General features: G+C 60.1%; 9 protein-coding genes. 6 read left to right on the forward strand and 3 right to left on the reverse strand.

Features of this window, described 5'->3' with window-relative positions; all coding sequences use genetic code 11:
• Positions 1-81 precede the first annotated feature (81 nt).
• From JFU37_RS21710 to JFU37_RS21730, 5 genes are all read left to right on the forward strand, one after another.
• On the forward strand, positions 82-1,416 hold the full coding sequence (locus JFU37_RS21710) for a TRZ/ATZ family hydrolase (RefSeq protein ID WP_201118510.1): 1,335 nt from the start codon (positions 82-84) through the stop codon (positions 1,414-1,416).
• A gap of 58 nt (positions 1,417-1,474) precedes the next feature.
• Positions 1,475-2,173, forward strand: a complete 699-nt coding sequence (gene ubiG / locus JFU37_RS21715) for a bifunctional 2-polyprenyl-6-hydroxyphenol methylase/3-demethylubiquinol 3-O-methyltransferase UbiG (protein WP_033055822.1) — start codon at positions 1,475-1,477, stop codon at positions 2,171-2,173.
• Between the two features lie 4 nt (positions 2,174-2,177).
• Positions 2,178-2,849: an N-acetylmuramic acid 6-phosphate phosphatase MupP gene (gene mupP, locus JFU37_RS21720; RefSeq protein WP_201118524.1), complete on the forward strand. Its 672-nt coding sequence runs from the start codon at positions 2,178-2,180 to the stop codon at positions 2,847-2,849.
• Between the two features lie 164 nt (positions 2,850-3,013).
• Entirely contained in the window at positions 3,014-3,754 is a 741-nt protein-coding gene (locus JFU37_RS21725) for a YciK family oxidoreductase (protein WP_201118527.1), read from the forward strand.
• Between the two features lie 373 nt (positions 3,755-4,127).
• Positions 4,128-5,054, forward strand: coding sequence for a GGDEF domain-containing protein (locus tag JFU37_RS21730; protein WP_201118530.1), 927 nt, complete (start codon positions 4,128-4,130; stop codon positions 5,052-5,054).
• A 124-nt stretch (positions 5,055-5,178) separates the two neighbouring features.
• Here JFU37_RS21730 and JFU37_RS21735 read toward each other — a convergent pair whose 3' ends face one another.
• Positions 5,179-7,053 (reverse strand): MFS transporter, encoded by a 1,875-nt coding sequence (locus tag JFU37_RS21735; protein WP_201118533.1) that lies wholly within the window; start codon positions 7,051-7,053, stop codon positions 5,179-5,181.
• A 95-nt stretch (positions 7,054-7,148) separates the two neighbouring features.
• Positions 7,149-8,300, reverse strand: coding sequence for a TDT family transporter (locus tag JFU37_RS21740; RefSeq protein ID WP_201118537.1), 1,152 nt, complete (start codon positions 8,298-8,300; stop codon positions 7,149-7,151).
• Positions 8,301-8,875: 575 nt separating this feature from the next.
• Between JFU37_RS21740 and JFU37_RS21745 the strand changes: the two genes are divergently transcribed.
• On the forward strand, positions 8,876-12,346 hold the full coding sequence (locus JFU37_RS21745; protein ID WP_201118551.1) for a hybrid sensor histidine kinase/response regulator: 3,471 nt from the start codon (positions 8,876-8,878) through the stop codon (positions 12,344-12,346).
• A 199-nt stretch (positions 12,347-12,545) separates the two neighbouring features.
• Here JFU37_RS21745 and rmuC read toward each other — a convergent pair whose 3' ends face one another.
• Positions 12,546-13,910, reverse strand: a complete 1,365-nt coding sequence (gene rmuC / locus JFU37_RS21750) for a DNA recombination protein RmuC (RefSeq protein WP_201119499.1) — start codon at positions 13,908-13,910, stop codon at positions 12,546-12,548.
• Positions 13,911-13,973: the final 63 nt, after the last annotated feature.

Genomic DNA, 13,973 nt, shown 5'->3' on the forward strand with positions numbered 1-13,973 from the left:
CCGCCGATTATAGCGATCCCCCCGCGAAGACGCTCGGGTATACTTCGCCATCCTTTACAAAAGCACTGGAACCGACCCTCGATGCCGAACACTGCCGCTGCGCTCGACCTGTTATTGCTGCCGACCTGGCTGGTACCCGTCGAACCCGCTGGCGTTGTCCTCAAGGAACATGCGCTGGGCATCCGCGACGGGCGCATCGTATTCATCGGCCCACGTTCCGCCGCGCTGAAGCTTAATGTAACCGAAGTTCGTGAACTGCCGGACGTGCTGCTCAGCCCGGGCCTGATCAATGCCCACGGCCATGCCGCGATGACACTGTTCCGCGGTCTTGCCGACGACCTGCCCCTGATGACCTGGCTGGAAAACCATATCTGGCCGGCCGAAGCCAAATGGGTCGACGAGGCCTTTGTACGCGACGGCACCGATCTGGCGATCGCCGAACAGATCAAAGGTGGCATCACCTGCTTCTCAGACATGTATTTCTTCCCGAAGGTTGCCAGCGAGCGCGTCCATAACAGCGGTATTCGCGCCCAAATCGCCATTCCGATCCTTGATTTCCCGATCCCGGGCGCCAGTACGGCGGACGACGCCATTCGTCAGGGCGTCGAATTATTCAACGATCTCAAGCATCACGAACGCATCAAAGTCAGCTTCGGCCCCCACGCCCCCTACACCGTGGGCAACGAAAACCTGGAAAAAATCCGGGTGATTACCGAAGAGCTGGATGCTTCGATTCACATGCACGTCCACGAGACCGCCTTCGAAGTGCAGCAGTCGATCGAGCAGCACGGCGAACGCCCGTTGGCACGACTCGGTCGCCTGGGCCTGCTGGGGCCGCGCTTCCAGGCTGTTCACATGACCCAGATCAGCGATGAAGACCTGGTGTTGCTGGTAGAAAGCAACACCAGCGTGATTCATTGCCCGGAGTCGAACCTGAAGCTGGCCAGCGGTTTCTGCCCGGTCGAGCGTTTGTGGCAGGCCGGCGTCAATGTGGCCGTCGGCACCGATGGTGCGGCCAGCAACAATGACCTGGACCTGCTCGGCGAAACCCGCACCGCCGCGCTACTGGCCAAAGCCGTTGCCGGCTCGGCCACCGCGCTCGACGCCCATCGGGCGCTGCGCATGGCCACGCTCAACGGCGCCCGCGCGCTGGGGATCGAGGCTGAAGTCGGCTCACTGGAAGTGGGCAAAGCCGCGGACATCGTGGCGTTCGATCTCTCGGGATTGGCCCAGCAACCGGTCTATGACCCGGTTTCGCAGCTTATATATGCCACCGGCCGGGACTGCGTGAAACACCTTTGGGTCGCCGGCAAACAATTGCTCGACGACCGCCGCCTGACTGGCCTGGACGAAGCACAGCTGTGCGCCACCGCCAAGGCCTGGGGCCAGCGCATCAGCGGCCATACCGAATCGTAAGCCCCCCCGGACTCATCACCGGGGCGACAGGATTTTTCAAGTTTTAGAGGACTTAACCATGAGCAACGTCGACTACGCCGAAATCGCCAAATTCGAAGCCCTGGCCCATCGCTGGTGGGACCGTGAAAGCGAATTCAAACCGCTGCACGACATCAACCCGCTGCGGGTCAACTGGATTGACGAACGCGTCAATCTGGCCGGCAAAAAAGTCCTCGACGTCGGTTGCGGTGGCGGCATCCTCAGCGAAGCCATGGCCCAACGCGGCGCGACCGTCATGGGCATCGACATGGGCGAGGCGCCGCTGGCGGTCGCTCAACTGCATCAGCTGGAATCGGGCGTGAGCGTCGAGTACCGGCAGATCACCGCCGAAGCCCTGGCAGAAGAAATGCCCGAGCAGTTCGACGTCGTCACCTGCCTGGAAATGCTTGAGCACGTGCCAGACCCATCGTCGGTGATCCGCGCCTGCTTCCGCATGGTCAAGCCCGGCGGCCAGGTGTTCTTCTCCACGATCAACCGCAACCCGAAGGCGTACCTGTTCGCCATCGTCGGCGCCGAATACATCATGAAGCTGCTGCCGCGCGGCACCCACGACTTCAAGAAATTCATCCGCCCTTCCGAGCTGGGTGCCTGGAGCCGCATGGCTGGCCTGACCGTCAAGGACATCATTGGCCTGACGTACAACCCGCTGACCAAGCATTACAAACTGGCGTCCGACGTGGACGTCAACTACATGATCCAGACCCTGCGCGAGGAGTAAGCCGATGCGTATCAGAGCAGTCCTTTTTGACATGGACGGCACGCTGCTCGACACCGCGCCGGACTTCATTGCGATTTGTCAGGCAATGCGCGCCGATCGTGGCTTGCCGCCGATGAATGACAAACACATTCGCGACGAGATTTCCGGTGGCGCCAAGGCGATGGTCGCTGTGACCTTCTCCATGGACCCGGAATCGCCGGGTTTCGAGGAATTGCGCCTGGAGTTCCTCGAGCGTTACGTCAAAGGTTGCGCGGTTCATAGCGCGCTGTTCGACGGCATGGGCGAATTGCTGGCCGACATCGAAAAAGCCAACCTGATCTGGGGGGTGGTCACCAACAAACCGCTGCGCTTCGCCGAGCCGATCATGCAGCAACTGGGGCTGGCCGAGCGCTCGGCCCTGTTGATCTGCCCGGATCATGTGAAGAACAGCAAACCCGACCCGGAACCCTTGATTCTGGCGTGCAAGATGCTCGACCTGGACCCTGCCAGCGTGCTGTTTGTGGGCGATGACTTGCGCGACATCGAGTCCGGTCGCGATGCCGGCACCAAGACTGCCGCCGTGACCTATGGCTATATCCATCCGGAGGATAACCCGCGGAATTGGGGCGCGGATGTGGTGGTGGATCATCCACTGGAGTTGCGCAAGGTGCTTGATAGCGCCCTCTGTAGTTGCTGAGTCTGCCGGCCATTCTAGGAGCGAGCTCGCTCGCGAAAAACCCGAGAACGCCGCGGGGTATCAGGCTTGTCGCGTTATCGTTGACGACCATCGCGAGCAAGCTCGCTCCTACAACAGACCGCGTAACGGCTGCCATGTCTGTGTTCTGATTTGTGAGGTTTTTTATGTTTGATTATTCCGCCCGCCCCGAACTGCTCAAGGACCGGGTCATCCTGGTCACCGGCGCTGGCCGGGGCATCGGGGCTGCCGCTGCGAAAACCTATGCCGCTCACGGTGCGACCGTGCTGTTGCTGGGCAAGACCGAAGCCAACCTGACCCAGGTATATGACGAAATCGAAGCGGCTGGCCATCCACAACCGGCCGTGATTCCGTTCAATCTGGAAACCGCCCTGCCTCATCAATACGATGAGCTGGCAGCGATGATCGAAACCGAGTTCGGCCACCTCGACGGCCTGCTGCACAACGCGTCGATCATTGGTCCACGCACGCCGATCGAGCAACTCTCCGGCGAAAACTTCATGCGTGTGATGCACGTCAACGTCAACGCCATGTTCATGCTCACCAGCACCTTGCTGCCATTGCTCAAGCTGTCTCAGGACGCCTCGGTGGTGTTCACGTCCAGCAGCGTCGGCCGCAAGGGTCGTGCGTATTGGGGCGCTTATGGCGTCTCCAAATTCGCCACTGAAGGCTTGATGCAAACCCTGGCCGACGAAGTCGATAACGTGGCTCCGGTACGTTCCAACAGCATCAACCCCGGCGCCACTCGCACCAGCATGCGCGCCCAGGCCTATCCGGGTGAAAACCCGCTGAACAACCCGACGCCCGAGGAGATCATGCCGGTCTATCTCTACCTGATGGGACCGGACAGCACGGGCATCAACGGCCAGGCGTTCAACGCTCAGTAAGCCGCGCGTCGCATTTGTGCCGCGACGAATTCCCGTCGTGGCACTCAAGGAGCGTCGCAACTGCACCTGCTTGATGTCAAACAAATGCCACCAAACACAGCCACCCCTTTCAAAAAAATCCTCAAAATATTGATTTATAACGCTTTTTAATCAACTGAACCGAATGGCACGACTTTCGCTCTAAATACGCTCAGACACGCTGCGTGAAAGCAGGTGGGGCAGCGCTAGAGTCGAGAGGTTACTAATCTCCGGCAAAGCGGATTAGACTTGTGCGAAATGTCCTACGGGACTGACGGACCAGTACGACGCGCAGCCCCAAAGCCGCTCTCGCCCAGCTTGTAAGACAGCCTTACTGCTCAGGGGCGCATGCCATATGAAATCACCTTCCCAGACCAACGCAATTGACTTCGATAGCGCCAAATTGCAACGCCTGGGCTTTGGTCAGCAGCCGCCCCCTCTGGAGAGGCCGGTCAGCCTTGCGCAATTGCGCCAACAACTGAGCCTGCAACTGCAAACCAGCCTTGAGCCACAGCGCATTCTCGGGCTGTTCTACCGTGAAATTCAGAAATTAATACCGCTGGACGCCTTGAGCTATGAGCACAAGTCCAGTGACTTACGCCTGGAGTTCGGCCTGCGTGGCCATCACTCGATCAGTTACAGCCTCAGCCATGAAGGCGAACACCTGGGTGAACTGGTGTTCCGCCGCAATCAACGCTTCAGCGATCAGGAACAGGGTAACCTCGAGTCTTCGCTGTCCGCGTTACTCTTTCCGATGCGCAATGCCCTGCTATACCGTGCCGCCACCCAAAGTGCGTTGCGCGATCCGCTCACCGGCACCGGCAATCGTATCGCCATGGAACAGACGCTAGACCGGGAAGTCGAGATGTCGCGGCGCCACCTGCAGCCTCTGTCGCTGTTGATGCTGGACATCGATCACTTCAAACACATCAACGACACCTACGGCCACAGTGTCGGCGATGACGTGCTCAAAGCTGTCGCCGCCTCGATCAAAGGGCAGTTGCGCAACGTGGACATGGTGTTCCGGTTTGGTGGCGAAGAGTTCCTGATCCTGCTGTCCAACACCAGCCGGGAAGCCGCCGCCATGGTTGGCGAACGCGTGCGGTTTGCAGCGCAGGCCCATGACTATTTGGTCGATGGCAACAACATCGAGCTGACAGTCAGTCTTGGCTGCTCGACCTTGTTGCCCGGCGAGTCTGTCGAAAGCCTGTTGCGACGCGCCGACAGCGCCCTGTATGTGGCCAAGCGCGAGGGACGTAACCGGTTAACGATGGCAGGTTGAACCCCATTGTTGTAGGTGTAGGAGCGAGCTTGCTCGCGATGGACTCAAGAGCGCCGCGTTTAGCCAGTACACACGCGTTATCGTTAACGACCATCGCGAGCAAGCTCGCTCCTACAGGTTGGGGTCAGCGAACTGTACCGCGCAACTCCCCAACCATACCTTGCAATCTGCCCGGCTCTGCCGCCTCGACGGCCACTGCAGGTCCCGCCACCAGCGTCACCCGAGACCATAGGCGACGGAACAATCCCTTGCCCGGATCACGGCTGAAAAAACTCCCCCACAACCCCTGCAATGCCAACGGAATCACCGGCACTGGCGTCTCTTCGAGAATCCGCGTCAGCCCGCCCTTGAACTCGTTGATCTCGCCATCGGCGGTCAACTTGCCTTCAGGGAAGATGCACACCAGCTCACCCTCCTTCAGATACCGGGCAATCCGGGTGAAGGCCTTTTCGTAAATCTGAATATCTTCCTGACGCCCCGCGATCGGAATCGTCCCGGCTGTGCGAAAGATGAAGTTCAGCACGGGCAGGTTGTAGATTTTGTAGTACATCACAAAGCGAATCGGCCGACGCACCGCACCGCCAATCAGCAACGCATCAACAAACGACACATGGTTGCAGACCAGCAACGCCGCGCCTTCATCGGGAATCAGCTCCAGGTTGCGATGCTGCACACGGTACATGGAATGGCTGAGCAGCCAGATCATGAAGCGCATGCTGAACTCGGGGACAATTTTAAAGATGTAGGCGTTAACACCGATGTTCAACAGCGAAACCACCAGGAACAACTGCGGGATCGACAGTTTGACGATGCTCAGCAAAACGATGGAAACAATCGCCGACACCACCATGAACAACGCATTAAGAATGTTGTTGGCGGCGATCACCCGCGCCCGCTCCTTCTCCGGAGTACGCGACTGGATCAGTGCGTACAGCGGCACAATGTAGAAGCCACCGAAAATCCCCAACCCAAGCACGTCCATCAACACCAGCCAGGCGTGGCCAAAACCGAGAACGGCCACCCAGCCATGACCCTCGACGCTGTCCGGAATTCCGCCGGAATGCCACCACAACAGCAAACCAAACACCGTCAGACCGAAAGAACCGAACGGCACCAGACCGATCTCGACTTTGCGCCCGGAGAGTTTCTCGCAGAGCATCGAACCGAGGGCGATACCGACCGAGAACACGGTCAGAATCAGCGTCACCACGGTTTCGTCACCGTGCATCCACTCCTTGGCATACGCCGGGATCTGCGTCAGATAAATCGCCCCGACAAACCAGAACCACGAGTTGCCGACAATCGAGCGCGACACGGCCGGAGTCTGGCCCAGGCCCAGTTTCAACGTGGCCCAGGACTGGCTGAAAATATTCCAGTTCAGGCGCATTTCCGGCGATGCCGCTGCGGCGCGAGGAATGCTGCGACTGGCCAGATAGCCAAGCACCGCGACACCAATGATGGCTGTGGAGACGATGGGCGCGTAATGAGCGGACGACATCATGATCCCGGCGCCGATGGTCCCGGCGAGAATCGCCAGGAAGGTGCCCATTTCCACCAGCCCATTGCCGCCCACCAGCTCGTCTTCATGCAGGGCCTGGGGCAGGATTGAGTATTTCACCGGCCCGAACAGCGCCGAGTGCGTGCCCATGGCGAACAACGCCACCAGCATCAGCGACAGGTGATCGAACAGGAAACCGACCGCGCCCACCGCCATGATGGCGATCTCCCCGAGCTTGATCAGACGGATCAGCGCGTCCTTGGCGAACTTCTCGCCGAACTGCCCGGCCAGTGCCGAGAACAGAAAGAACGGCAGGATAAACAGCAGCGCACACAGGTTGACCCAAATAGAGCGGTCACCCTCGATAGTCAATTTGTACAGAATGGCGAGGATCAACGACTGCTTGAAAATGTTGTCGTTGAACGCCCCAAGAGACTGTGTAACGAAAAACGGCAAGAAGCGCCGGGTGCGAAGCAAGGTGAACTGTGAGGGGTGACTCATCTTCCGTGTGTCCCTGATTGGCATAGAGTGGCGTGGATTCTGTTATTGGAATGTAGAACGTCGATCCAGGCCACACATTACCTAATCTTTGCGGGTTATTTCTTTAATCCTGCAATGCACGGTGAGACAAACAATTCGCCCCTCCATGCGCCTTGCACGGTACGTCTAGCGACGATCAGCCACATCACTGCCAGCAACGCCACGAGCACGCAGCCAAAGGCACTGAAAAAGGTGAGGTTCAAGGTGCTGGCCAGTTTCAACGTCGCCAAAGAATAGACCCCCAGCGGAAAGGTGAAGCCCCACCAGCCGAGGTTGAACGGGATGCCGGAGCGCAGGTATCGCACCGTGATCAGCACCGCCACCAGCATCCACCACAAACCAAAACCCCACAGGGTAATACCCGCCACCAGCCCCAGTCCGGCGGCGATTTCACCGATGCCCGGAAGGCCGTTGGCGGCAAAGATGGCCGGCGCGTCGGCACCCAGCAGCAACATACCGAGCGCCCCGGTGCCAATCGGACCGAGCGCCAGCCAACTCGACGCCGCCATGTTTTCGTGAGGCAATTTATGCAGCGCCATGCGCAGCAACAGGATGGTCAGAATGCTGAACGCTACCGGCAGGGAAAAGGCCCACAGCACGTAGCTGGTCACCAGTACAACAAGTTGCGAATGGGCATCGACCAGATGCGGCGCCAACAGACCACCGCTTGCAGCCGCCACTTCCGCTGCCACCACCGGCAACAGCCAAACGGCGGTCATCTGGTCGATGCTGTGTTCCTGACGGGTAAACATCAGGTAGGGAATCAGAACACCGCAGGCCAGCGACATCGCCACATCCAGCCACCACAACACCTCGGCGACATGAATCACGCCGTCGCCCCAGCGCGGCAGACCGAACACCAGGAAGCCGTTGATGATCGTCGCCAGGCCCATGGGGATGGTGCCGAAAAACATCGACACCGTGGAGTGGCCGAAGATCCGCCGTGCCTCGTCGAAAAACAGCGTCCAACGTGCGGCGTAGACCGCCGTGAACGAAACGAACAGAACGATATTGAACAGCCATAGGGCTTCGGCAACCAACCGCAAGCCGGGTATCGCGACGGGCAATTGCGCCAGCGCCAACGCCAACACGCCAGTGCCCATGGTGGCCGCAAACCAGTTGGGGGTGAACTGGCGAATGACTTCGCGCGGGTGCTGCAAGTGACTGAACGGTTTGATACCGGGCTTGGCGCTATTGAGGCATGTCATGGCGATCTCCTGTCCCCTGGTGGGGTGGAGCTCATGGTAGATCCAAATAGAATATCGATATAACGGGTAATATCTCTAACTGTTATCTGTTTTGTAGATAATAAAAGAAGCGTCGACTGTAACGACGCCTTCGCGAGCAGGCTCGCGCCCACAGGTGATCGCATTCCATTGTGGGAGCGAGCCTGCTCGCGAAAGACGTTAACGATAACGCGTTCGTCCTGAATGAACGCGTTGCTTTCAAGTCCTTCGCGAGCAAGCTCGCTCCTACAGGTGATCGCGGCCCAATGTGGGAGCGAGCCTGCTCGCGAAATACGTTAACGATAACGCGTTCGTCCTGAATGAACGCGTTGCTTTCAAGTCCTTCGCGAGCAAGCTCGCTCCTACAGGTGATCGCGTTCCTGTGTGGGAGCGAGCTTGCTCGCGAAGGGGCCAGTAAACTCACCCCACAGACACCCGATGCACACCCTGCGACACCCCGCCGCCCCGCGACCTTGGTCGACACTGACGAACCCCTGCCATCGTGCGAGACTGTCTGACCGGGCGGGAGTCCCGGGTGCCTTTTGTCTGGAGTTCTCATGTCGCTGTCCAGCGGGCTGATCGCAGCCGTCGCCCTTGCCTATATGGCCATCATGTTCGCCATCGCCTTCTACGGCGATCGTCGCAGCGCGCCGTTGCCGCCGCGGGTGCGTGCCTGGGTGTACAGCCTGTCACTGGCGGTCTACTGCACCAGTTGGACGTTTTTTGGCGCGGTGGGCCAGGCGGCCGAACAACTCTGGTCATTCCTGCCGATTTACCTCGGGCCGATCTTGCTGCTGGTCTGTGCGCCGTGGGTTTTGCAAAAAATGGTGATGATCAGCAAGCAGGAGAACATCACCTCCATTGCCGACTTCATCGCCGCGCGCTACGGCAAATCACAATCGCTGGCGGTGGTGGTGGCGCTGATCTGCCTGGTCGGCGTGTTGCCCTACATCGCGTTGCAACTCAAAGGCATCGTGCTCGGGGTGAACCTGTTGATCGGCGCCGGCGCCGATGCCATGGGGGTTCGCGCGCAGGACACCGCGCTGATCGTGTCACTGGTGTTGGCGTTGTTCACCATCGTCTTCGGCACTCGCAACCTCGACGCCACGGAACACCACCGCGGCATGGTGCTGGCGATTGCGTTCGAATCGCTGGTCAAGCTGTTCGCCTTTCTGGCGGTCGGCGCGTTCGTGACCTACGGCCTGTATGACGGTTTCGACGACCTGTTCGACCAGGCCATGCTCGCCCCTCGCCTGGAAGCGTACTGGAAGGAAACCGTCAACTGGCCGTCGATGGTGGTGCAGACCGGCGTGGCGATGATGGCAATCATCTGCCTGCCCCGGCAGTTCCATGTAACGGTGGTGGAGAATATCGACCCCCAGGATCTGCGTCTGGCCAAGTGGGTGTTCCCGGCCTACCTCGCGTTGGCTGCATTGTTTGTAGTACCCATCGCGCTTGCGGGTCAGATGATGCTGCCGAGCTCGGTGCTGCCGGATTCTTTCGTCATCAGCCTGCCACTGGCTCAGGCGCACCCTGCCTTGGCGTTGCTGGCATTTATCGGCGGTGCCTCGGCGGCGACCGGCATGGTGATCGTGGCCAGCGTGGCGCTGTCGACCATGGTCTCTAACGACATGCTGTTGCCGTGGTTGCTGCGCCGCAACAACGCCGAGCGTCCATTTGAAGTGTTCCGCCAGTGGATGCTCTCGGTGCGCCGCGTCAGCATCGTGGTGATTCTGCTGCTGGCCTACGTCAGCTATCGCCTGCTGGGGTCGACCGCGAGCCTGGCCACCATCGGCCAGATCGCCTTCGCCGCCGTGACTCAACTCGCGCCGGCCATGCTCGGCGCGCTGTACTGGAAACAGGCCAATCGCCGCGGTGTCTTCGCCGGCCTCGCCGCCGGGACATTCCTCTGGTTCTACACCCTGATCCTGCCAATTGCCGCCCGTAGCCTGGGTTGGTCGCTGAGCAGTTTCCCTGGCTTGGCCTGGCTGCATGGCAACCCGCTGAACCTGCCCCTCACCCCGCTGACCCAAGGCGTGGTGTTGTCGCTGGCGGCTAACTTCACCCTGTTCGCCTGGGTGTCGGTGCTGTCACGCACACGGGTGTCGGAACACTGGCAGGCCGGTCGTTTCATTGGTCAGGAAATCAGCGCCCGTCCCAGCGCGCGCTCGATGCTGTCCGTACAAATCGACGATTTGCTGCAACTGGCCGCCCGCTTCGTCGGTGAAGAACGCGCCCGTCAGAGTTTCATCCGTTTCGCCTACCGTCAGGGCAAAGGCTTCAACCCGAACCAGAATGCCGACGGCGAATGGATCGCCCACACCGAACGCTTGCTGGCCGGTGTGCTTGGCGCGTCTTCGACCCGGGCCGTGGTAAAAGCCGCCATCGAAGGTCGGGAGATGCAACTGGAAGATGTCGTGCGTATCGCCGACGAAGCCTCGGAAGTGCTGCAATTCAACCGCGCCTTGCTGCAAGGGGCGATCGAGAACATCACCCAGGGCATCAGCGTGGTCGACCAGTCGCTGAAACTGGTGGCCTGGAACCGCCGTTACCTGGAGCTGTTCAATTACCCGGATGGTTTGATCAGCGTCGGCCGACCGATTGCCGACATCATTCGCTACAACGCCGAACGCGGCTTGTGCGGTCCCGGGGAAGCCGAAGTGCACGTCGCCCGCCGTTTGCACTGGATGCGCCAGGGCCGCGCCCACACGTCCGAGCGCCTGTTCCCCAATGGGCGGGTGATCGAACTGATCGGCAATCCGATGCCGGGCGGCGGGTTCGTCATGAGCTTCACTGACATCACCGCGTTCCGTGAAGCCGAGCAAGCGCTGACCGAAGCCAACGAAGGCCTGGAACAGCGCGTCACCGAGCGAACCCACGAACTCTCGCAACTCAACGTCGCCCTGACCGAAGCCAAGGGCACTGCCGAATCGGCGAACCAGTCGAAAACCCGTTTCCTGGCCGCTGTCAGCCATGACTTGATGCAACCGCTGAACGCTGCGCGGTTGTTCTCCGCAGCCTTGTCCCATCAAGACGACGGCTTGTCCAGCGAGGCGCAAAAACTGGTCCACCACCTGGACTCCTCACTGCGCTCGGCCGAGGATCTGATCAGCGACCTGCTGGACATTTCCCGCCTGGAGAACGGCAAGATCAACCCCGATTCCAAACCGTTCGTGCTCAATGAGTTGTTCGACATTCTGGGTGCCGAATTCAAGGCACTGGCCCGAGACCAGGGACTGAAATTCCGTGTGCGGGGCAGCACGTTGCGGGTCGACAGTGACATCAAGCTGCTGCGCCGGATCTTGCAGAACTTCCTGACCAACGCCTTCCGTTACGCCAAAGGGCCGGTGTTGTTGGGGGTTCGGCGGCGCAAGGGCGAGCTGTGCCTGGAGGTCTGGGACCGTGGACCGGGCATTCCGGAAGATAAACAGCAGGTGATTTTCGAGGAATTCAAACGCCTCGACAGCCACCAGACCCGAGCCGAGAAAGGGCTGGGGTTGGGCTTGGCGATTGCTGATGGCCTGTGTCGCGTCCTCGGTCACTCATTGCAGGTTCGCTCCTGGCCGGGGCGCGGCAGCGTGTTCAGCGTCAGCGTGCCGTTGGCCCGGGCGCAAACCGCGATGCCGGCCAAGGTCGCGGAACTCAACGGCAAACTGCTGAGCGGCGCGCAGGTGCTGTGTATCGACAACGAAGACAGCATCCTGATCGGCATGAACAGCCTGCTCACCCGTTGGGGCTGCCAGGTCTGGACGGCGCGCAATCGCGATGAATGTGCCGCGCTGCTGAGCGATGGGGTCCGTCCGCAATTGGCGCTGGTGGATTACCACCTCGACCATGGCGAGACGGGAACTGAACTGATGGCGTGGTTGCGCACGCGCTTGGGTGAGCCGGTGCCGGGGGTGGTGATCAGCGCCGACGGACGACCGGAGACAGTGGCCCAGGTGCATGCAGCGGGACTGGATTATCTGGCTAAACCAGTGAAACCGGCGGCGTTGCGAGCGTTGTTGAGTCGGCATTTGCCGTTGTAGGCGCTAAAAGATCGCAGCCTGCGGCAGCTCCTACCTTGACCGTGTGCAAACCCGATCCTGTAGGAGCGAGCTTGCTCGCGAAGGACTTGAGAACAACGCGTTTATTCCGGAAGAACGCGTTATCGTTAACGCCCTTCGCGAGCAAGCTCGCTCCTACAAGATCGGTTTGCACCTGGCGAAGCCTGCGATCTTTTGATCTTTATTCCGGCAATTCCACCAGCCCATCGACATCGGTCATTGCCCGCTCCAGCAGATCCGCCGGCAAACTCTTGCTCGCCCGCGCGCCGAGTAACTTTAGTTGCTCACTGCGGCTGACCAGGTTGCCACGCCCTTCTGTCAGCTTGTTGCGCGCCGAGCTGTAGGCCTTGTCCAGTTGCTGCAAGCGATTGCCAACTTCATCCAGGTCCTGAATGAACAACACGAATTTGTCGTACAGCCACCCGGCGCGCTCGGCGATTTCCCGGGCGTTCTGGCTCTGCCGTTCTTGTTTCCACAGGCTGTCGATGACCCGAAGTGTGGCCAGCAACGTGGTCGGGCTGACGATCACGATGTTGCGGTCGAAAGCCTCCTGGAACAGCGTCGGCTCAGCCTGCAACGCGGCGGAAAACGCCGCTTCGATCGGTACGAAAAGCAAGACGAAATCCAGGCTGTGCAAGCCGTCGAGACGTTTGTAATCCTTGCCGGACAAGCCTTTTACATGATTGCGCAGTGACAGCACGTGCTGCTTGATGGCGATTTGGCCGATGGCATCGTCTTCCGCCGCCACGTATTGCTGATAGGCCGTGAGGCTGACCTTGGAATCGACCACGACCTGCTTGTCGCCCGGCAGATAAATGATCACGTCCGGCTGAAACCGTTCACCGTCAGGGCCCTTCAGATTGACCTGGGTCTGGTACTCGCGGCCCTTCTCCAGCCCGGCGTGCTCAAGCACTCGCTCTAGAATCAGCTCGCCCCAGTTGCCTTGGGTTTTCTGACCTTTCAGGGCGCGGGTCAAGTTGGTGGCTTCGTCGCTCAGGCGCAGGTTGAGCTGTTGCAGGCGCTCCAGTTCCTTGGCCAGGGAAAAACGCTCACGGGCTTCAGCCTGATAACTTTCTTCGACGCGCTTTTCGAAAGACTGGATGCGCTCCTTCAATGGATCGAGCAATTGCCCCAGCCGCTGCTGGCTGGTTTCGGCAAAGCGCTGCTCACGCTCGTCGAAGATTTTCCCGGCAAGCTCGGAAAACTGCGCGCGCAACTCGTCTCGCGAGCCTTGCAGGTCGTTGAGACGCTGCTGATGGCTTTCCTGCTGCTCGCGCAACTCGGCATTGAGCGAGGCGGCCTGAGCGTCCAGACGGCGCAACTCGGCGTCTTTACCGGCGCGCTCGAGGTTCCAGGCGTGGGCAGCGTCGCGGGCATCATCGCGTTCGATTTGCAGCAGCTCGACTTCACGGCGCGCGGCGGCCAGGTCAGCCTGTTTAGCGGCGTTGGCCTGACCCAGATCGGCGATTTCGTCGCGACACGTTTCGAGTTGAGCGTTCAAGCCGTCCTGCGCCAGATGGGCCATGGCCAGACGCTCTTCCAGCAGCGCTACCGCTGACTGCGTGGTGCTTGCACGGCGCTGAAGTTGCCAGGCCAGTACCAGTAACGG

The organism is Pseudomonas sp. TH41 (genome assembly GCF_016650695.1).
Taxonomy (GTDB): domain Bacteria; phylum Pseudomonadota; class Gammaproteobacteria; order Pseudomonadales; family Pseudomonadaceae; genus Aquipseudomonas.

Bases quoted from the DNA above. Each gene is read 5' to 3' on its own strand.
- JFU37_RS21735 (WP_201118533.1), bottom strand. From the start codon at position 7,053: ATGAGTCACCCCTCACAGTTCACCTTGCTTCGCACCCGGCGCTTCTTG.
- JFU37_RS21745 (WP_201118551.1), top strand. From the start codon at position 8,876: ATGTCGCTGTCCAGCGGGCTGATCGCAGCCGTCGCCCTTGCCTATATG.
- JFU37_RS21725 (WP_201118527.1), top strand. From the start codon at position 3,014: ATGTTTGATTATTCCGCCCGCCCCGAACTGCTCAAGGACCGGGTCATC.
- mupP (WP_201118524.1), top strand. From the start codon at position 2,178: ATGCGTATCAGAGCAGTCCTTTTTGACATGGACGGCACGCTGCTCGAC.
- JFU37_RS21730 (WP_201118530.1), top strand. From the start codon at position 4,128: ATGAAATCACCTTCCCAGACCAACGCAATTGACTTCGATAGCGCCAAA.
- ubiG (WP_033055822.1), top strand. From the start codon at position 1,475: ATGAGCAACGTCGACTACGCCGAAATCGCCAAATTCGAAGCCCTGGCC.
- JFU37_RS21740 (WP_201118537.1), bottom strand. From the start codon at position 8,300: ATGACATGCCTCAATAGCGCCAAGCCCGGTATCAAACCGTTCAGTCAC.
- JFU37_RS21710 (WP_201118510.1), top strand. From the start codon at position 82: ATGCCGAACACTGCCGCTGCGCTCGACCTGTTATTGCTGCCGACCTGG.